This window comes from Kribbella antibiotica (assembly GCF_004349055.1).
Taxonomy (GTDB): domain Bacteria; phylum Actinomycetota; class Actinomycetes; order Propionibacteriales; family Kribbellaceae; genus Kribbella; species Kribbella antibiotica.
Genome location: NZ_SMKX01000004.1, coordinates 1 through 25,612, shown reverse-complemented (window position 1 = coordinate 25,612; position 25,612 = coordinate 1). Strand labels below are relative to the sequence as shown.

The following is a 25,612-nucleotide window of genomic DNA, read 5'->3' as shown; positions in this document are numbered from 1 at the left end:
GGGTGAACTGCTCCTCGGTCGAACGGTGGCCCTCATTGTCGCTGGTGAACGACAGTTTCCTGACTCACGACCCGCAGGATGTAGGAGGTCGGAGCCAAGGCGGACCCTACCGCGAGGGTCAGACAGAGTCCGCCGATCCCCAGCAGGATGCCCCAGGGAACGGTCACCGGTACGTCGGCCACGCCCGCGGTCATCGCGTGCCGGATGAGGATCCCGACGGTGACAGTGATCGCCGTACCGAGGCTGAGAGCGACCAGCCCGACCAGCGAGGACTCCCACAGGACCATCCGGCGGATCTGGTTCGGGGTGGCACCGAGGAGTCGCGACGTGACGAACTCCTGCCGCCGCTGCAGACTGCCCATCAGCAGGGTGTTGGCGATCGCGATCGCGCTGTAGAAGGCGGCCGGGCCGAGCAGCAGGACCAGCCCGAGCTGGTTGCCCTGCCGAACGCCGTCGGCCTGGTCAGCCTCCCAAGCAGTCGCCAGTACGGCGTGCTCTAGCCGCGTGACGAGTTCAGTCGGGTCGACGCCTGGTGCGGGCTGGACGAACAGTCGCTCCGGTTTGGCGGTGGGGTTGTGCTGTCGGACCAGGTCGAGGGGGAGGAGGAAGTCGGGGTTCACGCCGAGACCGTCCGGCACGATGGCGACGATCCGCAGCTTCACGGCCTGGTGGTCGAGGAACGTCGCCGGAACCTCATCGCCAACCTGGTAGTGCTCGAACCCGGCCATCTGTTTGCTCACCGCGACCGTGTTGCCGGTGAGCTGGCTGAGATCGCCCGAGAGCGGTGTGAGCGCTCGGGTCTGGGATGCGATCGCCGGGTCGATCCCCTCGGCGTCCTCAAGCTGCGCATCCTCGGCGCCGGCGCGCACGAACTGCACTGGCAACCCCGCATCCACTGCGCCAACCCCTGACACGGTCGGCATGCTCTGAGCAGTCACGACGATGGGTGCGCGCAGGGTGTCGCGGATGGTTGCGGCGGCACTGTCGGCGGCGAAGCTGAGGCTCAAGACCATGGAGCCGGCCACTGCGGAGATCGCCAGGATCGGCGCGGCCAGCGAGGCGCTGCGGCGTGGGGTCGCGATCACGTTGCTGCGGGCGAGCCGCCCGCTCACGTGCGTCCAGGCGACCAGGGGCATCGCCCACAGCCGTCCGAGCAGCGGGACGATGAGCGGCGCCAGCAGGGTCAGTGCGACCACCAGAACCATCGGGGTGAACATCGACAGCGGTACGACGCCCTCACCGCTCGACGGCCGGATCAGTGCCAGCATGGCGATCGCCCCGGCCAGGAACAGCAGTCCGAAGATCACTCGCACCGGACCGATCCGTGCTGACTCCAGCGACGCCTCCCGCAGCGCATCGATCGGACCGACCCGCCCAGCGCGCCGAGCAGCGGACCGTGCGCCGAGCATCGCGACTACCAGCCCGATGCCGACCGCGATGGCCAGCGGCACCCACGGCGACGCCGGCTCCAGCTTCACCGGCGCAAGCTCCGTGTACGACGCCTGGCTGAGCAGCAGGGGAGTAGCTAGCTGGGCCAGGAGCGCACCGGTGAGCGAAGCAGCCACAGCGACCACCAGCGCTTCACCGATGATCATCCGCCGGACCTGTCGGGGAGTCGCACCGATCAGCCTGAGCAACCCGAGCTCTTGCCGCCGCGAGGCGACGGCGAACGCGAAGGTGCTGGCGATGACGAAGATCGTGATGAACCCACTGATCGTCCCGACCAGGCTGAGGACGACCTGCAGCCCCGACACGTCCTCACCGGACATTGGCACCTTCACTGGCCGCGGAGCCGCGTCAGCGTCCCCAAGCGTCGTGACGGTGATACTCACGAGGTTGGCGGTGCCATGCGCGATGGTCGCAGCGGTAGCGGTCGCAGCCAGCCCGAGCAGGAATACGCCCACCGCCAGCGCCACGAACGAACCGGCGTACAGGTGTCTGTGGCGCCGGATTGTCTGACTGCTCAGGAAGAACATCAGCGCTCCAAATCGCTCATGGCAGCGGCGATCTGGCCCGGTGTGCCGCGGTCGAGGTGCCCGGCGATCAACCCGTCGGAGAGGAAGACCACGCGTTCGGCGTACGCCGCCGCCACCGGATCGTGGGTGACCATGACCACCGTCTGCCCGGCTCGATCAGTTGCCTCGCGCAACAAGCTCAGCACCTGCCGGCTGCTGTTGCTGTCCAGCGCGCCGGTCGGCTCGTCCGCGAAGAACACCGACGGCCGCGTGATCAGCGCGCGGGCGATCGCCACTCGCTGCTGCTGTCCACCGGACAGCTCGGCCGGCCGCCGCTTGACCTTGTCACCCAGCCCGACCTGCTCCAGTACGGCGTGAACCTCGGCGCGCTGCGGGCGCTTACCGGTCAGCCGCAGCGGCAACGCCACGTTGTCGTACACGGTCAGCGATGGCAGCAGGTTGTACGCCTGGAAGACGAAGCCCATCTCCTCGCGCCGCAGCTTGGTCAGAGCGACCTCACTGAGCCCTCGCAGGGTCACACCGCCCAGTACGACGACACCTGTCGTCGGCTGGTCGAGTCCGGCCGCACACTGCAGCAGGGTCGACTTGCCGGAGCCAGACGGGCCCATCACCGCAGTGAACGAGCCCCGCGGGAAGTGGTAGGTGACGCCACGCAGGGCGTCGACCGCCCCGGCCTTGGAGCGGTAGGTCTTGGTGATCCCGTCGAGCACCAGTGCAGGTGCAGACTCCGGTACGACGCTGGGGTACGAGGGCGCTGTTGCGGTCATGGAACCAGCCAACCGCTGGATGGCCCCGCGCACGCGGGCTTACACAAGAGACCCGGAGTAGCGCGCACGCTACCGCTCAGGAGGCCGCACCGGACCTAGGGTTGGCGGCGTGGAGAGACCAATGACGGGCTGGCAAGCGCTGGCATCCCCGCGCTTCCTGGTGTCGTCGTGGCCGTGGCGTGCGTACCTGTACCTGTTCACCTCGGTCCCGGTCGGTCTGGTGACCATCTGCGTGCTGATCGGTCTCGCGGCGACCAGTGCGGTGCTGAGCCCGATTGTGATCGGCATCTTGCTGCTACCGGTGTTCCCGCTGACCGGTGTGGTGATCGGCCGGGCCGAGCGCTGGCGGGCTGGGCTGATGTTGCTGGACGGCATCAAGAGCCCGCATGCGGTGACACCGGTGTCGCTGACGCTCCGGGAGAAGCTCAAGTTCCGCCGCCGCGAGCAGGCGTCGATGCGGGAGCTCGGCTACGGCTTCCTGCTCGGTCTGCTGGTGTGGCCGTTCAGTGCGGCTGTGGCTGGGATCAGCGCCACGGCGCTCGGGATCACCCTCGTCAGTCCGATCCTGGCCGACACCGAAGAGGTGGGCATGGGTCCCTGGACGCTGGACACGGTTGGGGAAGGGCTGCTCTTCGCTGTCACGTTCGGTCCGGTGTTCTACGTGGTCAGCTCCTACCTGGTCGGCGTACTGGCTGCGGCGGAGGCGTCGCTGGCCAAGGCGATGCTCGGCCCGCGACAGGAGGAGCTACAGCGGAACGTTGCCGAGCTGCGCCGCTCACGGCTGGACCTGGTCGACGCGTTCGAGACCGAGCGGGCGCGGATCGAGCGGCACCTGCACGACGGCGTACAGCAGCGGCTGGTCGGGCTGACCATGACGCTGGGGCTGGCTGAGCTCGACCTGCCGGAGGGGGAGGGGCGGCGGCTCGTGGTGAAGGCGCACTCCGAGGCGGAGGCGGCGCTGGCTGATCTGCGGGAGGCTGTGCGTGGCATCCACCCACGAGTGCTGATCGACCTGGGCCTGGAGGCGGCCATCAGGGAGGTGGCCGACCGCAGTCCGCTGCCAACCAGCGTCTCGGTGACGCTCGACTCCCGGCTGCCACCGCCGATCGAGGCTGCGGCGTACTTCGTGGCCAGTGAGGCGCTGTCCAACGTCGCCAAGCATGCGCAGGCCAGGACCTGCCAGGTGTGGGGCCGGCGAGAGGGTGACATGTTGGTCCTCAGCGTCACCGACGACGGTGTGGGTGGCGCGACGGTCGGTGCGGGCAGCGGATTGACCGGGCTGGTGACCAGGTTGGACGCCCTGGGCGGCACACTCGTCGTCGACAGCCCACCCGGTGGGCCGACCCGACTGCGAATGGAGTGCCCGTGCCGACTCGGCGACTGAGCATTGTGCTGGCCGAAGACTCGCTGCTGCTGCGTGAGGGACTGGCCAGCATTCTGGATCGCGCCGGGCACGAGGTACGCGACAGTGTGGGCGACGGGGACACCCTGCTCGCAGTGGTCCGCAAAGAGCCGCCGGACCTCGTCATCACCGACGTACGGATGCCGCCCGGGCACAGCGACGAGGGACTGCGCGCGGCTGCCGCCATCCGCGCTGAGTTCCCGACGATCGGCATCGTGGTGCTCTCCCAGTACGTCGCCGATGCCTATCTGTCGTCGTTGCTTGAGTCAACGACCGGTGGGATCGGCTACCTGCTCAAGGACCGGGTCGGTCACGTGGCGGAGTTCTTGGAGTCGCTGGACCGCGTGGCGTCCGGTGGCACGGTGGTCGACCCTGAGGTGGTTCGGCAGTTGCTCTCACGACGCCGGAACGACGGACCGCTCGCTGCGCTGACTCCGCGGGAGCTGGAGGTGCTGGGGCTGATGGCCGAGGGCCGGGTGAACGGCGCGATCGCGCAACAGCTCGTGGTGAGCGAGGCCGCCGTACGGAAGCATGTCGGCAACATCTTCGCCAAGCTGCAGCTGGACGACGGACTGGACCGCCGGGTCTCCGCAGTGCTCACGTATTTGCGTGGCTGAGGGACCATTTGGGTATGGACGCTGACATCCGGAAGATCCTGGCCGACTGTGACACATGGGCTGTGGTCGGGCTGTCGAACAACACCGACCGAGCGGCGTACGGCGTGGCGCGGTTCCTGCAGGGACAGGGCAAGCGGATCGTGCCGGTGCACCCGTCGGCCGAGGCCGTGCACGGGGAGCAGGGCTACGCGAGTCTGGCCGACATCCCGTTCCCGGTGGACTGCGTGGACGTGTTCGTGCGGTCCGAGCTGGCCGGTGAGATCGCGGACCAAGCGGTGGGAATCAATGCGCAGGCGGTGTGGTTCCAGCTGGGTGTAGTGGACCAGGACGCCTACACGCGCACGACCGCGGCGGGACTCACCATGGTGATGAACCACTGCCCGGCGATCGAGTGGGCGCGTCTCGGTCCTTCGTGACGAATTAGGGGCCCGGCATGTTCTCGATCGACACGTCCACCGACTTCGGCAAGCGGATCAGCAAGCAGCTGGAAGACGAGCGAGTGGTCTGGCTGACCACCGTCGGCAAGTCCGGAACACCGGCACCGAACCCGGTCTGGTTCGTCTGGCACGAGGGCGACCTGCTGATCAGCAGCCAGCGCCACAAGGCCAAGCTGCACAACATCACCGCCCAGCCCCGGGTCAGCGTGCACTTCAACGCCACCCACGGCGGCGGCGACGTCGGCGTCATCTCCGGTACGGCGGCCATCGACGCCGAGCCGCTGTCTGGCGAAGCGCTCGCGATCTACAACGCGAAGTACAGCGACGACATGGCGGGTCTCGGATACACCACCGAGCAGTTCCACTCGGAGTACTCGGTGGTCATCCGCATCACGCCGGAGAAGCTCCGAGGGTTCTAGTTCAGGTAGCCCTCGACGGTCGAGGCCGGGCGGGCCTCGGCGGTGTCGGGGTTCTCGCCGAACTCCCGCTTGGCGCGGCGCTGGCGCAGCAGGTCCCAGCACTGGTCCAGCTCGACCTCTAGGGCCTTCAGGCGGTCGTGCTCCTCGCCGTCGCTGATCTCGCCGGCAGCATGTTTGCTGCGGAGCTCGTGCTCCTCGGCCACCAGGGCGTCGATCTTGGTGAAGATGTTGTTGTCGGTCATGAGGAAACGGTACGCCCGTCCGGAAGCTGCGAGCGGGAGAGCAGCTCTGTGATGGTCAGAATGGCGATCGTTTCGGCGGCGATCAGCCCGATCAGTACGACGAGCTGGAGCGCGGCCGCGGCGGCGGGTGAGGCGCCGCCGAGGACCATGCCGACGAACGCACCGGGCAGCGAGACGAGCCCGACTGTGCGGGTCTGATCCAGAGCCGGTAGGAGGGCGTCTCCGGCGACCGGGCCGACGACGAGCTTGAAGGCGTCGCGGGGGAGCAGGCCGATCGACAGACCGGCCTCGAACTCACCGAACCGGGTGCCGTACTCGCTCAGCACCCGGCGCCCGGCCAGCGTGGTGGCGGTCATCGCACCGCCCACGATGATGCCGCCCATCGGCAGGATGGTGCCTGGATTCCGCGGCACCACACCGGGCAGGATGAGGATCAGCAGCACGCTCAGAGCACCTGCGCCGATCGCTGCACCGCAGTACATCCACTGATGCCGTACGACGGCGGTCTGGTGTAGCCGGCGCGTACTGGTGAACGTGGCGACGCCGAACATCAGCAGCACGAAGGCGATCGCGCCCAGCGTGTGCTGCAGCGCGAACCCCATCACCAGGCCGACCGCCGCCAGCTGCACCACCGCGCGCAGCGCCGCGGTGACGATCCCCTTGTCATGGCGCAGGCCGGCGTACCGGGAGCCTGCGACACCGATCACGATCAGCAGCGGCAGGACGACAACCGCAGCGAGGCCAAGTCCGGGATGGAAGGACATCTGCCCATTGGAACACCACAGGATCTAATGACAGGTCTAGAGAGCGCTCTCTCGGCAGCGGTTCCGCCCGACCGTGGACGCGACCAACGCAGTCCGGCGCACACCGGTGACTGTGCTGCCGCTGGTCGTCGACCCGCAACCGGGCGCGACCCTGCCGGAGCTGCGCACTGTCGGCGTCCAGGTGTCAGGTGACGACGGCACCACCTGGCAGCCCGCCAAGGTCGTCCGCACCAGCACCGGCCGTTACCTCGCCGTCTTCGAGACCCCGAAGGACGCGAAGAACATCTCGCTCAAGGGACACGTCGTCGACAAGACAGGGACCGTCACCGACCTCACCGTCATCAGCGCCTACCTACTGAACTGATCGGAAGTCTGCCTCGTCGTACGCGTGCTCGGTGGCTTCACCTGACGACACCTTCGCGGCCTCGTCGGTGCGGAGTTCTACGCGGCGGATCTTGCCGGAGATGGTCTTCGGCAGGTCCGCGAACTCGATGCGGCGAATGCGCTTGTACGGAGCCAGGTGGTCGCGGCAGAACTGAAGGATGTCGGCTGCGAGCTCACGGGTGGGCTCGTGGCCGGCGGCCAGGACCACGTAGGCCTTAGGGACCGCCAGACGGACTGGATCCGGTGACGGGACGACTGCGGCCTCGGCTACGGCCGGGTGCTCGATCAGGACGGACTCGAGCTCGAACGGCGAGATGCGGTAGTCACTGGCCTTGAACACATCATCAGAGCGCCCGACGTACGTGATGTAGCCGTCGGAGTCCCGGCTGGCAACATCGCCGGTGTGGTAGTAGCCGTTGCGCATGGCCTCTTCAGTGAGCTCAGTGGCGTCGCGGTAGCCGCGCATGAGCGGGACGGGCGGGGGAGCGAGCTCGATGCAGATCTCTCCGTCGTCACCGATCTCATCTGTGGTCGGGTCGATCAGTGCGATCGCATAGCCCGGCAGCGGACGCCCCATGGAGCCGAGCTTGACCTCTTGGCCGGGCGGGTTTCCGATCTGCGCAGTGGTCTCGGTCTGGCCGTAGCCGTCGCGGATGGTGACGCCCCAAGCGTTGCGGACCTGCTCGATCACCTCAGGGTTGAGCGGCTCACCGGCCGAGATGCACTCCCGGATGGTGACCTCTACGGCGGACAGGTCCGCCTGGATGAGCATCCGCCAGACAGTCGGCGGTGCGCAGAAGGTGGTGACGCCATACGTCTGGAGGACGCGCAGCATCTTCTCCGCGTCGAAGCGCGCGTAGTTATAGAGGAAGACAGTCGCACCGGCGTTCCAGGGCGCGAAGACGTTGCTCCACGAGTGCTTGGCCCAACCGGGCGACGACACGTTCAGGTGCACGTCACCGGGCTGCAGACCGATCCAGTACATGGTCGACAAGTGGCCGACCGGATAGCTCACCTGCGTGTGCTCAACCAGCTTCGGCTGACTCGTCGTACCGGAGGTGAAGTACAGCAGCAGCGAGTCGTCGGCAGCGGTGTCCACGTCTGGCACAGGACCGTCGTACGACTCGTAGTCGTCGTAGTGCAGCCAGCCGTCGACCGGCTCCCCGACAGCGACCCGGATGCAGTCATCCGCGATCCCGTCGTACCGGCTGGTCTCGCCGCTCGCGGTCACCACCGCGCGAACGTTGCCGCGGGCAATCCGGTCGGCTAGATCAGCGTCGGTGAGCAGTGTCGTGGCCGGGATCATTACTGCGCCGGCGCGGATACAGGCGAGCATCGTCTCCCAGAGCGGTACGACGTTGCCGAGCACGATCAGCACCCTGTCACCCGGTTTCAGCCCGGCCTCGGTCAGCCAGCCGGCGATCTTGCGGGACCGCTCGGCCAGCTCGGCGTACGTGCGCGAGTTGACCTCACCGTCCTCCTCGAGGATGGTCAGCGCCGCCACCTCGGCCTGCTCGACTGCGAGCGCGTCGAACCAGTCCCGTGCCCAGTTGAACCGCTCGAACACCGGCCACTTGAAATCCCGGTATGCCGTCTCGTAGTCCTCGCGGTAGGCCACCAGGAAGTCCCGCGCTGTCCGGAACTCGCGCGTCACCTGCGCCGTGCTCTGCTCGGTGCTCTCGACATCGCTCATGTCCCGCACATTACCCATTCAGTACGAGTACTGAGCCTGCGATCACGAGCGGTGTGAGGGTGAGGCCGCGCCACAGGAAGGACCACCAGCTGATGGTGACCCCGGCCGCCTTGCAGCGAGCGCGCCACAGCAGGGTGGCCAGTGAGCCCCACAGAGTGAGCAGACAGCCGGTGTTGACGCCGATCAGCAGCGCACCCATCCGCTGCGGGTCGGCGGCCGCGACGGGCTCCATGGCCAGGTAGGCGGGGAGGTTGTCGAACAGGTTGGCTCCCAGCGCCGCCGTGGCACTAAGACGCAGGTCAGAGCTGGTTCCGGCAACCTGGCGAAGCACCTCCTCCAGACCGTGATCGGTGAGGAAGGCAACGACGGCGAACAGTATGACGACGCCGACAACGAGCTTCGCCGGGATGAGCCGCCAGTGCAGCTCACTGCGGCGGCGGACGGCGAACAACACGACCAGAATGAGCGCACCGATACTTGCCGGCCACGCGACCTCGATGCCCGACACAAACGCCGGTCCGAGCGCTACGCAGACACCGGTCGCCGTCCAGAACAGCACCTTGTCCTCAACCGCCGGAGCCGCCGGTACGTCGTACGAGCGGCCGAGGTCTTTGTAGAACAGCGCCGCGAGCACGACGACCGTGATGACGATCGCTGCGATCGCAGGGCGCCAGCTGACGGACAGGTACGACGCATCCAGCTGGCGGAACTGGTGCAGCGCGAGGAGGTTCGTGAGGTTCGACACCGGCAGCAGGAGGGACGCCGTACCGGCTAGCCAGACCGTGGTGAATGCGAACAGCTTCGGCGGGATGTCGAGCTGCCGGGCCATCGCCAGGACAACCGGGGTCAGCAGGACCGCGCAGGTGTCGAGGGAGAGCACGATGGTGAGCCCGGTGGCTAGCACGACTACCAGGAGCCAGAGCCGCCAGACCCGCCCACGAGCCAGGTGAGCGGCCTCGCGGGCAGCCACATCGAAGACCTTGGCCTTGTCGGCCAGCTCGGCGATGACGGTCACTGCGATCAGAAACACCAGTACTGGTGTGATCCGCTCGACCAATTCGCCGTCTCCTGTCAGATGTGTTGAGTACGCTGACTAGGTGACCTCGCCGGATGACACGTCAGCTGGACAGCTTGCACAGTATGCCGTGCAGGCTCCGGCCGATTACCCGGTGGACTTCGAGGCAGATGTGGTCCTCCGCGACGGCGCCACAGCGCGCCTGCGGCCGATCACGCCGAGCGACGCCGACCTGCTGGTCGAGTTCTACGCCCGCGTCTCGGAGCAGTCGAAGTACTACCGGTTCTTTGCCCCCTACCCCCAGTTGTCCGACCGTGACGTGGCGCGGTTCACCCAGGTCGACTACCACGACCGGCTCGCGCTGATCGTGACCGTGGGCAACGAGATGATCGGCGTCGGCCGGTACGAACGAACAGGCCGCCGTACGGCGGAAGTGGCGTTCCTGATCGAGGATGCGCACCAGGGCCGGGGCCTCGGGCAACTGCTGCTGGAGCACCTGGCCCAGGCGGCCCGGGAGAACGGGATCACCCGGTTCGTCGCCGAGGTGCTGCCGGACAACCGCAAGATGATCACCGTCTTCACCGAGGCCGGCTACAAGGTCGCGCGCGAATTCGAGGACGGCGTGATCATGGTCGAGTTCGACATCGCGCCGACCGACACGTCGTTCGGGGTGATGCAGGCGCGCGAGCAGCGGTCCGAGGCGCTGTCGATCGCGCGGCTGCTGACGCCGGCCAGTGTCGCGGTGATCGGCGCGAGCCGGCGCGAGGGGACGATCGGGAACGCGCTCCTGCGCAACCTGCGCGACAGCGGGTTCTCGGGCCGGATGTACGCCATCAATGCGGACACCTCGGCGGAGGACTTCGAGGGCGTTCCGGTCTACCCGACCATTCGCGATGTGCCGGACACGGTCGACCTGGTGATCGTGGCGATCCGCGCCGACAAGGTCGCCGATGTCGTGCTGGACTGCGCCGCGAAGGGCGTGCGCGGGCTGGTCGTGGTCTCGAGTGGGTTTGCCGAGGTCGGTGACGAGGGGCGCAAGCTGCAGCGGCAGCTGGTTGGACTGGCGCGCTCTTATGGCATGCGGGTGATCGGGCCGAACGCCCTCGGGCTGATCAACACCGCGGCGGGTGTGTCGCTCAACGCGACGCTGTCGCCGACGATGCCCAGCCGCGGGCGGGTGGCGTTCTTCTGCCAGTCGGGTGCGCTCGGGGTGCCGATTCTGGCCGACATGGCGACTCGTGGCGTTGGACTGTCGAGTTTCGTGTCGGCGGGCAACCGGGCCGATGTCTCAGGCAACGACCTGATGCAGTTCTGGTACTCCGACGAGGCGACAGAGGTCGTGCTGCTTTACCTGGAGTCCTTGGGTAACCCACGCAAGTTCAGCCGGGTCGCGCGGCGGCTCGCCGGGCGCAAGCCGGTGGTGGCGCTGAAGTCCGGGCGCGCGACGCAGGGTGTGCCGGTAGGCCAGCTCGTACGGCGGAGCAAGTTGCCGGCTGCAACGATCGATTCGATGTTCCGGCAGAGCGGCCTGATCGGCGTCGACACCACGGGTGAGCTGTTCGACGTGGCTCAGCTGCTCGCGCACCAGCCGTTGCCGAAGGGGCGGCGGGTCGCGATCGTCAGCAACTCCGATGCGCTCACTTTGCTTGCTCTGGACACCATGGCCGAGGTCGGGTTGCAGGTGGCGGGGGAGCCGCGCAATCTGAGTCCGGATGCGGCGGCTGCGGACTTCGGTGCGGCTCTGGCTGAGGTGTTCGCCGATGAGCGGGTGCACTCGGTCGTGGTCATCTACACGCCGCCGGTGCAATCAGGCGGCGCCGAGGTGGCCGCCGTACTGGCTGCTGCTGCGGCGGGGTCTGACAAGCCGGTGGTGTCGACGTTCCTCGCCTCGCGGAGTGTGCCTAAGGAACTGCAGGTCCCGGATGGCGACGGGGGAGCAGCGCGGGGGTCGATCCCGTCGTTCCTCAACCCGCAGTACGCCGTCGGTGCGCTGGCCAAGGCGACCCAGTACGCGGAATGGCGCCGGCGGTCGGATAGCGGCGTACCGGATCTGCCGGATGTGAACACGTCCGGTGCTGAGGACTTCGTGGCCGAGTACCTGCAGCGGCATCCGAAGGGTGCTGATCTGGACGACTCGGATCGGCAGCTGCTGTTGAGCTTCTACGGGATCTCGGTCCTGCCGGCGTTCCCCGTGCTGAGCGCTGATGAGGCGGTGGCGCGGGCGGCGGATCTTGGCTTCGAGGTGATCCTGAAGGCGACCGCTGAGCAGTGGCGGATGCGCCCTGACCTAGCGGACATCTGGCGCCACATCCACGACGAGGACGACATGCGGGCTGCCTGGGGCGAGATGACGCGCACCTTCGGGGTGGCTTCGGATCCGGGGCGCGCGCAATTCGTCGTACAGAAGATGGCGCCGGTCGGAGTTCCCGTGGTCATCTCGGCGCTGGAGGATGTCTCCTTCGGCCCGGTGGTCACGTTCGGCCTGTCCGGCGTTGCCACGGACCTTTTGGGCGACCGCTCCTATCGCATGCCGCCCTTGACCACTCGCGACGCCGCCGAGATGGTCCGCGAGGTCCGGGCCGCGCCGCTGCTTTACGGCTACCGCGGCACCGATCCTGCAGATATCGCTGCGATCGAGAACCTCTTGCACCGCGTTTCTCGCCTGACCCTCGACCTGGAAGAGGTCGTGAAGCTCGACCTCCGCTCCATCCTGGTCGCAATCCAGGGGGCGACCGTGCTGGACGCGGCAATCCGCATCGCCCCGAACGAGAAGCCCCGCCAAGACACCCCCGTACGCCGCCTCACCTGAGCCCCGCGCTCCCTGCCGACTGAACCCACCGGGCGCGGGACCGACTGAACCCACCGGGCGCTGGAATCTTGCGTCGAGTGAACCCAGTGGGCGAGTGAACGGGATTGTGCTCGTCGAGTGTGCGGACCGTGTCGCCGGTAAACGTTTGCTGGCGACACGGTGCTTCCACTCGGCACAGTGGGTTCACTCGGCGAGCGCCCTCGGGCGTGGGGGAGGGGGAGGGCGCGGCGAGTGGCGCCACCCTGTGTGGTGAGTGGGGGAGCGTTGAGTCGAGTGTGAGAGGCGGGTTGGCTGCGAGGGGTTGCCGGCGGCTCAGTCCTCACGCTCAGTGGTTGAGCAGAGCGGACCGCCTAGAGAGGCTCGAAGTGCTTAACAATGCGCTTTGTACAAGAGCTCTTGAGTAACCGCTGGAGAGCGCCGCTATTTTCGTAGGGAAAGCAAAAGCATCAGTCGCGGCGGTAGATGCTGTCGGTTCGGGCGAGCAGTTCGGCCTCGACCAGTTCGCGACGGAGGGCCGCGTGGTCGGGGTGCCAGCGGTTGAGGAGTTCGTTGACTTCGGGCTCGGGGTAGTCGCGACCGGGCTCGAAGGTGGTGGCGATGTGCTCCAGCACGACCTGCAACTTCTCCGGGTGCGTCGGGAAGTGGGTGAGCCGGCCGTCTCGGATGAACGCCTTGAGGACGGCGTCCCGCTCGGGGTCGTCGTCGAGAGGCGTCCAGGACGGACGCTGAGCTCGGACGGCGTTCTTGAAGGCGTCTTCATCGGCTTGTAGCGCAGGGGCGGCGGTGATGAGGCCGGACTTGATCAGCTTCTGGAGGGCCTTGCCGACTGTGGCACCAGATAGTCCAGTTGCGCCGGCGACCTGGTCGGGGGTGGTGGCGCCGAGGACTACGGCGGAGTAGGTACGCAGTCGGGAGGGCTCGGCCAGTAGACCGCAGAGCTGATCGGTATTCATTGCCAAAGAAGCCATAACAGCCAAGCTAATGTCGGTGGCAACCAGTTTTCTGTGTGAGGAGCGACGATGCAGCCAGGTCCGCACAACGCGATCACCGATGTCCCGGGGGTCCTGGTCGGACAGGTTGAACGCGTGGATGCGCCCTACCTGACCGGTACGACGGTTGTCTACGTGCCGACCACCGCAGTCGCCGGCGTGGATGTGCGCGGCGGTGCGCCCGGCACGCGTGAGACTGACCTGCTCGACCCGGTGAACTCGAACCCAGGTGTCAACGCAGTCGTGCTGACCGGCGGCAGTGCCTACGGCCTCGACACGGCCGGCGGCGTGATGCGCTGGCTCGAGGAACGCGGCGAAGGGATCCGCGTCGGCGAGGGCGACAAGGACGTCGTACCGATTGTTTCCACCGCAGTGATCTTCGACCTCGGCCGTGGCGGTGGCTTCCAAGCTCGCCCCGATGCATCGTGGGGGACCGACGCGATCGCCCAAGCCTCCGACGGACCAGTTGCCCAAGGCAACCATGGCGCCGGGGCCGGCGCGCGGGCACGGTCGCTCAAAGGCGGTGTCGGCTCGGCGAGCGTCCGGCTCGACGACGGTACGACGGTCGGTGCGCTGGTGATCGTCAATGCGGCGGGCTCCACGGTTGACGCGGACGGTGTCCTGCACGGCGTGCGCTACGGACTCGGCGACGAGTTCGCCCACCTGCAGACCCCCGCCGAACCACCGCCGCCGGCAGCGCCCGGCCGCAACCTGATCTCCGGGCCGGCGATGAATACGGTGATCGCGGTCGTGGCGACCGACGTACCGCTCGACAAGGCGGCCACCAAACGGATGGCGATGATCGCGCACGACGGCCTGGCCCGGGCGATCGACCCGATCCACACCCTCGTCGACGGCGACAGCATCTTCGCGCTCTCCACCCGCACCGACGACGGCCCCCGCCTGAGCGTCACCGACCCGACCGCGCTCGCCCAACTGGAAGGCGTCTACGCCGCAGCAGCCCGCACGCTCACCCGCGCCATCGTGCACGCGATGCTCAACGCGGAGACCGTCGATACCCCGAACGGCGCAATCCCCAGCTACCGCGAGGCGTATCCGTCGGCCTTCCGAACCGCCTAAGCGCCGATCAGCACGCCGCCGATTCAGCTGAGGTTCGATGCCGGTACGGCGGTGCATGGTTGCTCGCCGCTCCGGACAAGCCGGACACGTTGTCTGTGGCTGGTCGCCGCGGCGGCCGCGTTACATAAAGAGCTTGGCTGAGCCCGGCGCGGGGCTGAGGTACTGGCGAGGTCGGCGATCGCGTGACCGCCGATTGAGGTGCTCGCTATGGTTGCGGCCGGTAGTGGGGAAGCCTGGAAAGTGACCCGCCGCTGTGGTGAAAAGCGCTGACAAGGAGGGCTGGGGTCCTGCCGCGCTCGGCTGACCGGTCCACCTCGTTGATCGGTGCTTTTTCGCCGCCTGCCCGTCCACTTGTCGGGGGTTCGTCGGCTGGGTGGTGGGCTTGAACAAGTAGTTACCTGTCCCAGCCCACCACTTCTTGTTCAAGCCCCCGGCTGTTGGCCCGGCCAACCGCGCCGGCGCTCACTACGCGTGAGTTTTTCGGCGTATAGACCCGAAAAATCCCCGCGTAGTGCGAATCAGCGAGCGGATCCCCCGATAGGACTCCCCGGCGCCCGACTCGTCGGGTCTCCGGGCGGGTTGGGGAGCGAAACTGACCTGGAACGACCGGTAAAGCTCCCCAGCCCCACCCACCAGCCCGCCTGGAGAGCTGGGTGGAACGTTTTGTGCAAATGGCGACATGAAGTTTCCACACTTGGCGCTGCTTTTCGACCTCAGCCATAGCGGGTACCTCAAGCAGCGGTCACGCGATCGCCGGCCTCGCCAGTACCTCAACCACCCGCCGGGCCCAGCCAAGCTCCTTCTCTAACGCGGCCGCCGCGGCGACCAGCCACAAGCAACGTGTCCGGCTTGTCCGGTGCGGCGAGCAACCACCCCGCCATACCGGAAGCCGAACCCAACAGCGGCCGATCAGCGGCCGAAAACCGTGGGCGCGGAACCTGCGGGGCGTGCCAGAATCCGGGGCATGTTGGTCCGGTATCCACGTCCCTTACAGCCCGGTGATCGCGTTGGCGTCACCTCTCCTTCGAGTGGTGTCGCGAAGGAGCTGCGACCGCGGCTCGACGTGGCATTGCGCGCCGTTGAGGACCGCGGCTACGAGGTGCTTGTCGGCGACTGCATGGACGGCACTGGTCACGTCAGCGCATCGGCGGCCGAGCGCGCCGCTGAGTTGATGGCGATGTTGACCGATCCTGCCATCCGCGCGGTGGTCCCGCCCTGGGGTGGGGAGACCGCGATCGATCTGCTCCCGCTGCTGGACTGGGATCGGCTGCGAGCGGCTGAGCCGACCTGGCTGGTCGGGTTCTCCGATCTCGCAACGATCATGACGCCGCTGACACTGCTGACGGGCACCGCGACGATCCACGGCAACAACCTGATGGATACGCCGTACCGGGTGCCTGAGGGTCTCCTGTCCTGGCTCGACCTTGCCGCCGCACCGGCCGGACACCGGTTCACTCAGACACCACCTGGTGAGTACAGGTTCGGCGGCTGGGATGACTTCGCAGCCAACCCCGAGGTCGACGAGTACATCTACAACGCGGACGGTGGCTGGGTCAGGCTGGATGCGGAGGGCGACGTCGACGTTGAGGGTCGCCTGATCGGCGGTTGCATCGAAACCCTCTGCAACCTCACCGGTACGCCGTACCTGGATGTCTCGGGGTTCGGGCCCGCGCTGGTCTATGTGGAGGCGGCCGGTGATGAGGCGTTCACGATCTGCCGCAACCTGCACGGTATGCGCCTGGCCGGCTTCTTCGACACGGCGACCGCGATCCTGGTCGGCCGCACGTCCGCACCCGACGCGAGCTCTCTGACGCAGCACGAAGCCGTTCTGGACGCACTCGGCTCGTTGAACGTCCCGATCATCGCCGACGTGGAGTGCGGTCACGTGCCGCCGTTCCTCCCGATCGTCAACGGCGCTCGCGGCCGTCTCGTTCACACGGCGAGCCGCAGTGAGCTAACCCAAACGCTCACCTGACGTACGACCCAAGTACTACACGGCTGCGTCGAACGAGCACCGGAAGGCGATGCCAAGACAGGTCTGTAGGCCGACGAATCGCGGGCTGATTCACGGAAAGCTCGTCAGTATGAGCTTCCAGAGTCCCCAACTCGCATCGCAGGTCGTCCTCAGTGGGCACGGCCTGGTCAAGTACTACGGTCCCGTCGTCGGTCTGGCGGGCGTCGATGTCGGCGTTCGCGCCGGTGAGGCGTTGGCCGTCATGGGCCCGAGCGGCAACGGCAAGACGACGCTGCTGCACGTGCTGGCCGGCATCCTCACCCCGGACCAGGGGGAGGTGTGGCTGGGCGGCGAGCGCGTCGACCAGTTGAACGACGCCGCCCGGACCGTACTGCGCCGTCGCCGCCTCGGCTTCGTCTTCCAGGACAACCAGTTGCTGGCCGAGCTTCCCGCTGACGAGAATGTCGCGCTGCCGCTGATGGTCGACGGCGTTAGCCGCCGCGATGCGATCGGCCGGGCCCGTGCGACGCTCGCACAGGTCGGACTGGCCAATGAGGTCGGGCGGCGGCCGGGAGAGTTGTCAGGTGGCCAGGCGCAGCGCGTAGCGATCGCTAGGGCGCTGGTTGGCGAGCCGCAGGTGGTGTTCGCCGATGAGCCGACTGGTGCGCTCGACGCGACCACTGGTTCGCAGGTGATCGACCTGCTGATCGGTGCGGCGACGCACCGCGGCGCTGCGGTTGTGGTGGTCACCCACGACAACTCGGTCGCCGCGCGCTGCCACCGCACCCTCACGATCGTCGACGGCCGCGTGCACGAGTCTCTCGGAGCCACCCGATGAATCCGATGACTGACTTGGGCCTGCGTTTCGTACGGCGGCCGGGCCCCGGCGGCCGATCCGCCAACCTGGCGGCGGTCGGTGCGACCGCGATCGTCGCGCTGCTGGTGACCTTCTTGATCGCGGGCTCGCTCGGGATCTCGCACCGCTCGGACCGGATCGGCTGGCGGGGTGGCGATCAGGTCGATGCCAGTACGGCGATCGGTGCGACGCGGGAGGTGCGTGAGCAGCAGCTCAACGGGCAGCACCTGGTGCAGATCGACCTGACCACTCTCAAGCCGAACAACGCACCCCCGCCGCCGGGACTCGACCACACGCCCAAGCCGGGCGAGGTGTTCGTCTCTCCGGAGGTGGCGAAGCAGTGGTCGAGCTTGAGCGCGAAGTTCGGGCTAGACAAGCCGACCGGCATCATCACCGAGGAGGGCCTGTCCTCACCGGAGGAGTTGGTCGTCATTCACGGTGTGGACAAGCTGGACACCAAGTACCCGAACTACGTCGACACCTGGCAGACCACGCAGATGGACAACCGCCTGTTCGGTCTGCTGATCGCAGTGGCGTTCGGCATCGTGCTGGTGCTGTTCCCGCTGCTCAGTCTGGTTGGCCAGGCCGCAGGTGTGGCCGCGAAGCGCCGTGAGCACCGACTGGCCGCACTGCGACTTGCTGGTGCGACGAGGGGTCAGGTGCTCTGGCTGAGCGCAGTAGAACAGGCAGTGCTCGGTCTAGCCGGTGCTGTGGTCGGACTTCTGGGCTACACGATCCTCACGCCACTCATCGCGCAGATCCCGCTCGGCGGCGGCCGCTGGTACGTCGCTGACATCGCACCGAACTGGTGGACCGCGCTAATCGTGCTGGGCGCCGTCCCGGTGTTGTCGGTGCTCAGCGCGATCATTGGGCTCGGTCGAGTCAGCATCACGCCGCTGGGCGTCGTACGGGGCCAGACGCGGAAGGCGACGAGCTGGCTGCGGCTGGGGTTCCTGATCATCGGTCCGGTCATGCTGGCGGTGCTGGGCATGGAGGCAGCGGTGGTGCCGCTGCTGATCGCGATCGGGTTCGGTGCACTCGCCGTACGGATCATTGGTCCTTTCGCTGTCCAGGTGCTCGGCAAGATGCTGGCCAACCTCTCTAACGGACCGGTGGGGCTACTGGCCGGCCGCCGGCTCGCAGACGACCCGAAGGCGGCCTTCCGGCCGGTTGCGGCGCTCGTGCTGAGCGGATTCGTCACTGGGTTCATCTCGGTGTTCATGCCGGGTGGTGACGGTGACCCGAGCTGGCAGGACATGCGGATCGGTGTCGCACTGCTGATGGGCCTGGTGTTCGTGACCGCGGCCGCCTCCACAGCCGCCGGTGCAGTCGGTACGGCGCTCGACCAGGCCGCACCGGCCAGGGCGCTGCGCCGCTCGGGTGTGCCGCTGACCGTGATCGAGCGCGCGGCGAGGCTCGCTGCCCTCGCACCGGTGGTCGGAGTCGGTCTGCCGGTGGTCGGTTTCGGGGCCTTGTGCGGCCTGGCGCTGAGCGGCGGTCAGATCTTCACCGAAGGGAACTCCGGCATCCTGCTGCTGATCGGGCAGATCGTCGTCGGTCTCTTCCTGGTGGCCGCGGCCGGCATGGCCGGTGCCCCGGTCCTGCGGAAGGCAAGTGCGAACTGATCGCGATTGTCCACAAGGTGGAGCCACAGTTGTCCACAAGGCATCAACGCAGGCGGCAGCCCACGTGCAAGGATGAGGGTATGCGTGACCTGAATACACCGGAGCTCGTCGACGCCTCCCCGGAGCTGCGCAAGGCGATCGACCACTGTGGCTACTACCCGGACGTCGTGACGGACTCGCTCGCGATCGCCATCGCGAGCGAGCCCATCCGGGCCTTCGTGCTCCAGCACGAACCGACCTTCGACCGCGACGAGGTCCGGCGGCACATCACGATCCTCGCGCTGACCCCGACCCGGCTGATCGTCGGCCACACCGACGAGCACGCGGCCGACGACCTGATCCGGGCGCCGTACGCGTCGACCTCGACCGAGGCCATCCCGCTGTCGCGGGTGAACGCCGTGGTGGTGAACCGAGTGGTTCCGAATCCGGCTGGTTATGCGTCGGGCAAGAACGACCCGGCGGTCTCCGGCGGTGGCGAGGTCGTGCTGACGATCGGCTGGGGGATGGTGAACCGGATCGACCTCGAGCCGGCTGTCTGCGCCGACCCGAACTGCGAGGCCGATCACGGCTACACCGGATCGGTGGCCGCTGACGACATCTCGCTGCGGATCAGTGCTGCGGCCGATGGCCCGGCCGGTATCCAGCAGGTGCTGGACTTCGCTCGCGCGCTGTCCTTCGCGACCACCAAGTAGTGCCGTGATCGAGCCCGTTGGCCCGCAGTACGGCGGTGGTGCGCTCGCCGACGTGCTTCCGTCGGTGGCCGCTGCCCTGTCGGTCCCTGACTTCAAGAACACCCTCGAGCTGCCCCCAGCATCCCGGTACGCCGTTCTGCTGTTCGACGGTCTCGGTTGGAATCTGCTGAAGCGCTATGCGGAGTCCGCGCCGTACCTGTCGTCGCTGTTGTCGGCCGGGCGGAGCCTGACGGCTGGCGTGCCCTCGACGACTGCGGTGAGCCTGACGAGTCTGGGGACCGGGTTGCCGCCGGGCGCGCACGGGATGGTCGGCTACACGTCGATCGTGCCGGAGACCGGTGCGCTGCTGAACGCACTGCAGTGGGACGCACCTGTCGACCCCTGGAAGTGGCAGCCGCACACCACGGTCTTCGATCGGGTCGCTGCGGCCGGTGTGGTGACGCGGAACGTCAGCAAGGTCCGCTTCGAGAAGTCCGGGCTGACCCGGGCAGCGTTCCGGGGGAGCCTGCATCGGGGTGCGGATACCGTTGAGGACCGGTTGGATGCGACCAGGTTCGCGAGCCGCGAGGGCAGCTCGTCTCTGACGTATGTCTACGATTCGCAGCTCGACTACACCGGTCACGGCCATGGCTGCGACTCACCGCAGTGGCGCGCTGAGCTGGTCGCGGCTGACGCGTTTGCTGCGCAGGTGCGAGCTGCGTTGCCACGCGACGCCGTACTGGTCGTGGTTGCCGACCACGGGATGATCGACGTCGCCGCGGAGAACCGGGTCGATCTCGACAACGAGCCTGAGCTCACCGACGGGCTGCGGCTGATCGGTGGTGAGTCCCGCTTCAGACACCTGTACTGCGTTGATGGCGCGGTGGACGACGTCTTGGCGACGTACCGGGAGCGGCTCGGTGATCGGGCGCTCGTGCTGAGCCGCGAGGAGGCGGTGGCGCGCGGGTGGTTCGGCGCGGTCGAGGATCGGGTCGCACCGCGGCTGGGTGATGTCGTGGTTGCTGCGCTCGGCCCGCTGTCGGTGGTTGCGAGCCGCCGGTTCCCGCAAGAGGCCGGGCTGATCGGGCTGCACGGCTCGCTGACGGCCGACGAGATGGAGATTCCTCTTCTCGTCGACGCCGGTCGGTAGGTCAGAAACTCCAGACGTTCCAGAAGAAGGTCGCGCTGGCGACCTTGGCCTCACCATCGCGAGCAGTGACCGTCACTTTGTAGCGGCCGGCACCAGGCGTCAGTACGCCGGTGATCCAGCCGCGCTCGGTGTTGATCTCCAGGCCCGGGGGCAGGCCGGTTGCGCTGTAGCTGATGTCGCCGGAGCCGCCCGCGCCCTTGATCAGCAGCGGCACGGCCGGGATCCCGCCGACGCCGAGCTGCTCGCCCGGCTTGGTCACGGAGATCGCGCCCTTCGGCTGAGCGGGCGCCGCGCCAACGGCCTCGGCTGCGTCGACCAGACCTTCACCGAAGTAGGAGTTCTTGGTGGCCGGGCCGATGCAGCCCGCTGATGATCCGGCCGGGCAGGCGACGTCGTTGGCCTGCTCACCGAGCTTGGCGCGGACCTGCTCGGGCGTCAGCTTGGGGTCCACGCTGCGCAGCAACGCCGCAACTCCGGCTACGTGCGGCGAGGCCATCGACGTACCGGTCATGGCTGCGTAGCCGCCGCCGGGGACGGTCGAGTAGACGTTCTCGCCGGGGGCGGTGACGTTGATCTTGTTCTCGCCGAAGTTGGAGAAGCGCGACTTGGCGCCGGCGGCGTCGACGGAGGAGACCACGACGACATTCGGCAGCTCGGTCGGCAGGCTGAGGCAGTCGTTGGTGACCGGCCGCGGCGCCGCGGTGGTGTCGTTGGGGCTCGAGTCGTCGGTGGCCTTGTTGGCCAGGTCGTAGGTGTCGTTGCCGGCCGCGGCGATGTTCACGACACCCTTGGAGTCGGAGTAGGCGACCGAGCGGCGGACCGCCTCGGCGATCGCGTCCTGGTCCTGGTTCGACGGGCACAGGAACAGCCACGGGTCGACGTAGTAGCTGTTGTTGGTGACCGAGACGCCCTTGTCGGCGGCGAACATGAACGCGCAGACCGTGTTCTCCGGGAAGAACAGGTCGCTGCCGTCCTCGGCGACCCGGATCGACGAGACCTTCACGCCCGGCGCGACGCCGATCACGCCGACTCCGTTCTTGGCGGCCGCGATCGTGCCGGCCACGTGCGTGCCGTGGTCGGCGACCGGCCGCCAGGCGCCGGGCCGGGTATCGGCCTTTCCGTAGGCGCACGACGCCGACTTGGTGGCGTCGAAGTTCGCCTTCAGGTCGGCGTGCTGGTCGTCGACGCCGGTGTCGAGGACGCCGACGGTGATGGCCTTTGAGCCAAGGGTCTTGGTCCAGGCCCGGTCCGCGCCGATCTGGGTCATGTCGCCGCGATCGGTTTCAGGCGCCGTACTGGCTGTTTCGACGCTGGGCGCCGGGACCAGCGGGTTCGCGACCTCGGCCGGCAGATCGCCGGTGCGGGTCGCGCCGACCTTCTGTACGCCGGCCGTCCCGCGGACCTTGGTTGCGAAATCGGCGTTGCTCGAGTGCGCGACGATCACGCCGATGGCGTCGTACGCGGCGTAGACCGTGCCGCCGTTCTGCGTGATCGCGGCCGCGGCCTCGGTGGTCTTGGCCGGTTCGGTGATCACGAAGTACGCCCGGAGCCCGGCCGTCGGCGCCGCCATCGCGGGCGTCACGAGACAGGACGCGACCGTCAGCACGACGGCAAGAACAACCAGCAGACCTTTGCGCACGGTCCATTCAAACCGTCCCGACGCAAATACCCAAGCCGAGTCCATCCCTCGTCGACCGAAACACAGGCCGCTGCTGCCGGCGCGATACCGCGTCGGAACCGCCCGAGACACCCCCCGAGGTGCGCGCGGGGCGGTTGACTTGGCAGGATGATCGCCCGTGGCTGAACTGCTCTACTTCACCGGGACCATGGACTGCGGTAAGTCCACGCTGGCGCTGCAGATGGATCACAACCACAAGGCGCGTGGTCGCCGGGGTCGGATCTTCACCAGCAACGACCGCGCGGGGGAGGCGGTGTTGTCCTCGCGGCTCGGGCTGGTCGCCGAGGCGATCGAGGTGCAGCCCGATTTCGACTTCTGGGACCACGTGGTCAACGAGCTCACCCAAGGTGGGCGGATCGACTATGCGGTGTGTGACGAGGCGCAGTTCTACAGCGCCTTGCAGATCGAGCAACTGGCACGGCTGGTCGACGAGTTGCAGATCGACGTCTTCTGTTTCGGCATCCTGACCGACTTCCGGGCCACCTTGTTCCCGGGATCCGCGCGGCTGGTCGAGCTCGCCGACCGGATGGAACTCCTCCAGGTCGAGGCCCTGTGCTGGTGCGGCGAGAGGGCAACCCACAACGCCCGTACGATCGGTGGCGAGATGGTGACCGAAGGCGAGCAGCTTGCGGTGGGCGACATCGAGAGCAACGCCACCGAGATGGCCTATGAGGTGCTTTGCCGTCGGCACCACCGTCGTCGGCTCACGCAGGCCCGAGCCCGCGCCACCTTGTCACCCGAAGTCCTACCGTTCGGAGGAGCCCAGCTGTGAGCAGCCCCCTGATCACCGTTGACGAGTTGCGCGCCCTGGAGCCGCAGCCCGTGCTGATCGACGCTACCTGGAACCTGGCCGGCCCACCCGGCCGTGAGGCCTACGACGCCGGCCATCTCCCCGGCGCCTACTTCGTGGACCTCGACACTGACCTCGCCGGCCCACCTGGGCCGGGGCGCCACCCGTTGCCTGATGCAACTACGGTCACCGCGCTGGTACGCCGTACTGGTGCTTCGGCGGGTTCGCCCGTCGTTGTGTACGACGCGGCGAACTCACTCGCGGCGGCGCGTGCTTGGTGGATCCTGCGCTACTTCGGTGTCGCCGACGTCCGCGTCCTCGATGGTGGTCTCGCCGCCTGGAAGGCTGCCGGGGGAGAGGTCACGACTGAGGTCCCGGCCGAGGGCGATACTGACTTCACCGCGACGCCCGGCCACCTCCCGCTGGTAGACGCCGAAGGCGCCGCCAAGGTCGCGTCCTCCGGCCTCCTGCTGGATGCCCGCGCCCCCGAACGCTTCGCCGGCGAAGTCGAGCCGATGGACAAGGTCGCCGGCCACATCCCCGGCGCCATCAACACCCCCATGGGTGCGCTCCTCACGGCCGATGGCCACTTCAAGCCCGCCGAAGACCTCGCCGCCTACTTCACTGGCCACGGCGTCACCCCCGACACCGACCTGGCGACCTACTGCGGCTCGGGAGTCACCGCCACCCACACAGCCCTGGCCCTGGAGTCCGTCGGCATCAAGGCCCCCGTCTACATCGGCTCCTGGTCCGACTGGATCACCGACCCCACCCGCCCCATCGCCACCGGCCGCGACTGACAAAGGCGTACAGAAGAACTGTTAGTACTGCGTCGCCCGAGCTCGCCGTCCGCTGGCGGCGGTGTCGCTAGGCCCGGTTGCGGCGACTATTCACAGTCCTTCTGTACAGCGCGGGCCTCAGCCATCGCGCTCCGCACGGTCGCGATGACCCAGGCTGGGTCGCCGAGAATTTGCTGGTAGGTGAAGCGAAGGACGTGCCAGCCTGCGGCGACTAGCTCGTCGTACCGTCGGCAGTCGTCGGCGAACTTGGCCGGTGACCCGTGGAACTCGTAGCCCTCTGCCTCCAGCACGATCCGCAGTCGCCGGTTTGCGAGATCTACGCGGGCCGGGCGTCCTGCCGTCAGCACGAGCACCTGCGGCTCGAAGTCGTCGATGCCGGCCTCCAGCAGGAGGCTGCGCACGATCGACTCCAGAAAGCTTCCCGAACGCGCGTCCGCCGCAGTGGCAACGGCGATCGCGTTGGCCCGTCCTCGGCCGCGTGCGCGGTCGGCCGCGATCTGAAGTTCCTCCAAGCCCAGTTGGCCGGTGGCCAGGGCGGCATCGCCTACTGCGAGGGCCTCGCCGAACGGAAGGATTCGGGCGCAGTCGATGACTGTCCGCTCGAGCGAGGTCAGACCGCGCCGCAGGTCGGCGGCGGGAAGGTCTGCCCAATGCAGAACTGCAGGTGGGCCAGACCGAGCTTTGCGGTGGGTCGGCAGCGTGACATGTGGCTTGGGCGGCGCTGACAGGAGCGGCAACCTCCAAGCCAGGGCCGCGCTGGTGTGAGACAGCACCCCGGCATGTGCCAGCGCAGTGGACCGGTCAGCGCCGAGCTGCGGGTGGCCGTACACACCGCGGGTCAGCCGGACGACATCGCCGTTCCTGACCGCCCGGTCCAGTGCGCGCCGTGGGATCACCGCCGTCAATTCGGCGTAGGTGGCGCTGCCACCCAGCTGAGTCAGGATCTCGGCGACCGATCGCATCCCACCATCCTGCCGATCTTCCGCGAACCGCGTCGGCGGTTATCCACAGGCGTGCAGACGGACTGTCAGTAGTCCCTCGGGAGCCGGCGGCGCAGGCGAGGACTGGGGCTGGAGCAGGCTGTGACGGCGACTATTAACAGTTCTTATGTACGCCTTGACTTCGTCGGGCGGCTCTTGGAGGCTGAACCGGAGAAATCGATTTCCCGTCCGCCTCGTAGTTGGGAGTTTCGATGGAACTATCGCGTAGAACGGTGTTGCGGGCTGCGGCTGATGTGGGGGCCGCGGCGATGGTGCCTGGTACGGCGTTTGCCGGGACGCAGGCGCTCACCGTGAACAAGGTGAAGGATCTGACCGGGCCGGGGCTGACCGACCGGTTCCGGATGGCGGGTACCGACCTGGGGATTCCGGCGCGAGCGCCGGATGGGCGGATGGTGTTCGTGTTCGGGGACACGTTCGAGGAGGCTCGGGTCGGGGGTGGTTGGTGGCGGTCGCCGGTGGCGTTGTGGTCCAACACGACGAACCTGGCTGGGGG

The 25,612-nt window shown here is 67.7% G+C and carries 24 protein-coding genes; 15 read left to right on the top strand and 9 right to left on the bottom strand.

Features of this window, described 5'->3' with window-relative positions; all coding sequences use genetic code 11:
- Window positions 1-32: 32 nt before the first annotated feature.
- Both E1263_RS02155 and E1263_RS02150 read right to left on the bottom strand, forming a co-directional pair.
- Complete coding sequence (locus E1263_RS02155) at window positions 33-1,976, bottom strand: FtsX-like permease family protein (protein ID WP_132164752.1); 1,944 nt, start codon at window positions 1,974-1,976, stop codon at window positions 33-35.
- Window positions 1,976-2,743 carry an ABC transporter ATP-binding protein gene (locus E1263_RS02150; RefSeq protein WP_132164750.1) on the bottom strand — a complete coding sequence of 256 codons (768 nt, stop codon included), beginning with the start codon at window positions 2,741-2,743 and terminating at the stop codon, window positions 1,976-1,978. The genes E1263_RS02155 and E1263_RS02150 overlap by 1 nt, the downstream gene beginning before the upstream one ends.
- A gap of 121 nt (window positions 2,744-2,864) precedes the next feature.
- Here E1263_RS02150 and E1263_RS02145 point away from each other — a divergent pair, with 121 nt between their 5' ends.
- The 4 genes from E1263_RS02145 to E1263_RS02130 are packed head-to-tail and all read left to right on the top strand — an operon-like array spanning window position 2,865 to window position 5,618.
- Complete coding sequence (locus tag E1263_RS02145) at window positions 2,865-4,127, top strand: sensor histidine kinase (protein ID WP_238161041.1); 1,263 nt, start codon at window positions 2,865-2,867, stop codon at window positions 4,125-4,127.
- On the top strand, window positions 4,109-4,762 hold the full coding sequence (locus E1263_RS02140) for a response regulator transcription factor (RefSeq protein WP_132164746.1): 654 nt from the start codon (window positions 4,109-4,111) through the stop codon (window positions 4,760-4,762). The genes E1263_RS02145 and E1263_RS02140 overlap by 19 nt, the downstream gene beginning before the upstream one ends.
- Before the next feature lie 14 nt (window positions 4,763-4,776).
- Window positions 4,777-5,178 carry a CoA-binding protein gene (locus E1263_RS02135; protein ID WP_202868681.1) on the top strand — a complete coding sequence of 134 codons (402 nt, stop codon included), beginning with the start codon at window positions 4,777-4,779 and terminating at the stop codon, window positions 5,176-5,178.
- A 17-nt stretch (window positions 5,179-5,195) separates the two neighbouring features.
- A complete protein-coding gene (locus tag E1263_RS02130) occupies window positions 5,196-5,618 on the top strand; it encodes a TIGR03667 family PPOX class F420-dependent oxidoreductase (protein ID WP_132164742.1) in 423 nt (140 codons plus the stop codon).
- Here E1263_RS02130 and E1263_RS02125 read toward each other — a convergent pair.
- Window positions 5,615-5,860, bottom strand: coding sequence for a DUF2630 family protein (locus tag E1263_RS02125; protein ID WP_132164740.1), 246 nt, complete (start codon window positions 5,858-5,860; stop codon window positions 5,615-5,617). The genes E1263_RS02130 and E1263_RS02125 overlap by 4 nt on opposite strands.
- On the bottom strand, window positions 5,857-6,624 hold the full coding sequence (locus E1263_RS02120) for an ABC transporter permease (protein ID WP_132164738.1): 768 nt from the start codon (window positions 6,622-6,624) through the stop codon (window positions 5,857-5,859). The genes E1263_RS02125 and E1263_RS02120 overlap by 4 nt, the downstream gene beginning before the upstream one ends.
- A gap of 73 nt (window positions 6,625-6,697) precedes the next feature.
- Here E1263_RS02120 and E1263_RS02115 point away from each other — a divergent pair, with 73 nt between their 5' ends.
- Entirely contained in the window at window positions 6,698-6,988 is a 291-nt protein-coding gene (locus tag E1263_RS02115) for a hypothetical protein (protein ID WP_132164736.1), read from the top strand.
- Here the strand turns inward: E1263_RS02115 and E1263_RS02110 are convergent.
- Both E1263_RS02110 and E1263_RS02105 read right to left on the bottom strand, forming a co-directional pair.
- Window positions 6,977-8,701 carry an AMP-binding protein gene (locus E1263_RS02110; RefSeq protein ID WP_132164734.1) on the bottom strand — a complete coding sequence of 575 codons (1,725 nt, stop codon included), beginning with the start codon at window positions 8,699-8,701 and terminating at the stop codon, window positions 6,977-6,979. The two genes, E1263_RS02115 and E1263_RS02110, sit on opposite strands and share 12 nt — an antisense overlap.
- Window positions 8,702-8,711: 10 nt before the next feature.
- Window positions 8,712-9,758: an ArsB/NhaD family transporter gene (locus E1263_RS02105; RefSeq protein WP_238161040.1), complete on the bottom strand. Its 1,047-nt coding sequence runs from the start codon at window positions 9,756-9,758 to the stop codon at window positions 8,712-8,714.
- 40 nt (window positions 9,759-9,798) lie between these two features.
- Here E1263_RS02105 and E1263_RS02100 point away from each other — a divergent pair, with 40 nt between their 5' ends.
- On the top strand, window positions 9,799-12,525 hold the full coding sequence (locus E1263_RS02100) for a bifunctional acetate--CoA ligase family protein/GNAT family N-acetyltransferase (RefSeq protein WP_132164730.1): 2,727 nt from the start codon (window positions 9,799-9,801) through the stop codon (window positions 12,523-12,525).
- 446 nt (window positions 12,526-12,971) lie between these two features.
- Here the strand turns inward: E1263_RS02100 and E1263_RS02095 are convergent, their stop codons facing one another.
- Window positions 12,972-13,493 carry a DUF2087 domain-containing protein gene (locus E1263_RS02095; protein ID WP_238161039.1) on the bottom strand — a complete coding sequence of 174 codons (522 nt, stop codon included), beginning with the start codon at window positions 13,491-13,493 and terminating at the stop codon, window positions 12,972-12,974.
- Between the two features lie 51 nt (window positions 13,494-13,544).
- Here E1263_RS02095 and E1263_RS02090 point away from each other — a divergent pair, with 51 nt between their 5' ends.
- From E1263_RS02090 to E1263_RS02065, 6 genes are all read left to right on the top strand, one after another.
- Window positions 13,545-14,594, top strand: coding sequence for a P1 family peptidase (locus tag E1263_RS02090; RefSeq protein ID WP_132164728.1), 1,050 nt, complete (start codon window positions 13,545-13,547; stop codon window positions 14,592-14,594).
- Window positions 14,595-15,558: 964 nt separating this feature from the next.
- Window positions 15,559-16,569 carry a S66 family peptidase gene (locus tag E1263_RS02085; RefSeq protein ID WP_132164726.1) on the top strand — a complete coding sequence of 337 codons (1,011 nt, stop codon included), beginning with the start codon at window positions 15,559-15,561 and terminating at the stop codon, window positions 16,567-16,569.
- Window positions 16,570-16,678: 109 nt separating this feature from the next.
- Window positions 16,679-17,386 (top strand): ABC transporter ATP-binding protein, encoded by a 708-nt coding sequence (locus E1263_RS02080; RefSeq protein ID WP_132164724.1) that lies wholly within the window; start codon window positions 16,679-16,681, stop codon window positions 17,384-17,386.
- A gap of 5 nt (window positions 17,387-17,391) precedes the next feature.
- Window positions 17,392-19,029, top strand: coding sequence for an FtsX-like permease family protein (locus E1263_RS02075; RefSeq protein ID WP_238161038.1), 1,638 nt, complete (start codon window positions 17,392-17,394; stop codon window positions 19,027-19,029).
- A gap of 80 nt (window positions 19,030-19,109) precedes the next feature.
- Window positions 19,110-19,721: a DUF5998 family protein gene (locus E1263_RS02070; RefSeq protein WP_132164720.1), complete on the top strand. Its 612-nt coding sequence runs from the start codon at window positions 19,110-19,112 to the stop codon at window positions 19,719-19,721.
- Window positions 19,722-19,725: 4 nt separating this feature from the next.
- Window positions 19,726-20,850: an alkaline phosphatase family protein gene (locus E1263_RS02065; RefSeq protein WP_238161037.1), complete on the top strand. Its 1,125-nt coding sequence runs from the start codon at window positions 19,726-19,728 to the stop codon at window positions 20,848-20,850.
- Window position 20,851: 1 nt separating this feature from the next.
- Here the strand turns inward: E1263_RS02065 and E1263_RS02060 are convergent, their stop codons facing one another.
- The gene (locus E1263_RS02060) at window positions 20,852-22,489 is read right to left on the bottom strand and encodes a S8 family peptidase (RefSeq protein ID WP_238161036.1); all 1,638 of its coding nucleotides are present in this window, start codon (window positions 22,487-22,489) and stop codon (window positions 20,852-20,854) included.
- Between the two features lie 157 nt (window positions 22,490-22,646).
- On the opposite strand from E1263_RS02060, the gene E1263_RS02055 reads away from it, so the two are divergent.
- Window positions 22,647-23,300: a thymidine kinase gene (locus E1263_RS02055; protein ID WP_132164714.1), complete on the top strand. Its 654-nt coding sequence runs from the start codon at window positions 22,647-22,649 to the stop codon at window positions 23,298-23,300.
- On the top strand, window positions 23,297-24,118 hold the full coding sequence (locus tag E1263_RS02050) for a sulfurtransferase (protein WP_132164712.1): 822 nt from the start codon (window positions 23,297-23,299) through the stop codon (window positions 24,116-24,118). The genes E1263_RS02055 and E1263_RS02050 overlap by 4 nt, the downstream gene beginning before the upstream one ends.
- 86 nt (window positions 24,119-24,204) lie before the next feature.
- Here the strand turns inward: E1263_RS02050 and E1263_RS02045 are convergent, their stop codons facing one another.
- Window positions 24,205-25,080 (bottom strand): type IV toxin-antitoxin system AbiEi family antitoxin domain-containing protein, encoded by an 876-nt coding sequence (locus tag E1263_RS02045; protein ID WP_132164710.1) that lies wholly within the window; start codon window positions 25,078-25,080, stop codon window positions 24,205-24,207.
- Between the two features lie 230 nt (window positions 25,081-25,310).
- On the opposite strand from E1263_RS02045, the gene E1263_RS02040 reads away from it, so the two are divergent.
- A partial coding sequence (locus tag E1263_RS02040) for a DUF4185 domain-containing protein (RefSeq protein ID WP_132164708.1) occupies window positions 25,311-25,612 on the top strand: 302 nt, incomplete at its 3' end.

Excerpts from the sequence above, each read along its gene's own strand:
- E1263_RS02155 (WP_132164752.1), bottom strand. The coding sequence starts at position 1,976 with ATGTTCTTCCTGAGCAGTCAGACAATCCGGCGCCACAGACACCTGTAC.
- E1263_RS02150 (WP_132164750.1), bottom strand. The coding sequence starts at position 2,743 with ATGACCGCAACAGCGCCCTCGTACCCCAGCGTCGTACCGGAGTCTGCA.
- E1263_RS02145 (WP_238161041.1), top strand. The coding sequence starts at position 2,865 with ATGACGGGCTGGCAAGCGCTGGCATCCCCGCGCTTCCTGGTGTCGTCG.
- E1263_RS02135 (WP_202868681.1), top strand. The coding sequence starts at position 4,777 with ATGGACGCTGACATCCGGAAGATCCTGGCCGACTGTGACACATGGGCT.
- E1263_RS02130 (WP_132164742.1), top strand. The coding sequence starts at position 5,196 with ATGTTCTCGATCGACACGTCCACCGACTTCGGCAAGCGGATCAGCAAG.
- E1263_RS02125 (WP_132164740.1), bottom strand. The coding sequence starts at position 5,860 with ATGACCGACAACAACATCTTCACCAAGATCGACGCCCTGGTGGCCGAG.
- E1263_RS02120 (WP_132164738.1), bottom strand. The coding sequence starts at position 6,624 with ATGTCCTTCCATCCCGGACTTGGCCTCGCTGCGGTTGTCGTCCTGCCG.
- E1263_RS02110 (WP_132164734.1), bottom strand. The coding sequence starts at position 8,701 with ATGAGCGATGTCGAGAGCACCGAGCAGAGCACGGCGCAGGTGACGCGC.
- E1263_RS02095 (WP_238161039.1), bottom strand. The coding sequence starts at position 13,493 with ATGGCTTCTTTGGCAATGAATACCGATCAGCTCTGCGGTCTACTGGCC.
- E1263_RS02090 (WP_132164728.1), top strand. The coding sequence starts at position 13,545 with ATGCAGCCAGGTCCGCACAACGCGATCACCGATGTCCCGGGGGTCCTG.
- E1263_RS02085 (WP_132164726.1), top strand. The coding sequence starts at position 15,559 with ATGTTGGTCCGGTATCCACGTCCCTTACAGCCCGGTGATCGCGTTGGC.
- E1263_RS02080 (WP_132164724.1), top strand. The coding sequence starts at position 16,679 with ATGAGCTTCCAGAGTCCCCAACTCGCATCGCAGGTCGTCCTCAGTGGG.
- E1263_RS02075 (WP_238161038.1), top strand. The coding sequence starts at position 17,392 with ATGACTGACTTGGGCCTGCGTTTCGTACGGCGGCCGGGCCCCGGCGGC.
- E1263_RS02070 (WP_132164720.1), top strand. The coding sequence starts at position 19,110 with ATGCGTGACCTGAATACACCGGAGCTCGTCGACGCCTCCCCGGAGCTG.
- E1263_RS02045 (WP_132164710.1), bottom strand. The coding sequence starts at position 25,080 with ATGCGATCGGTCGCCGAGATCCTGACTCAGCTGGGTGGCAGCGCCACC.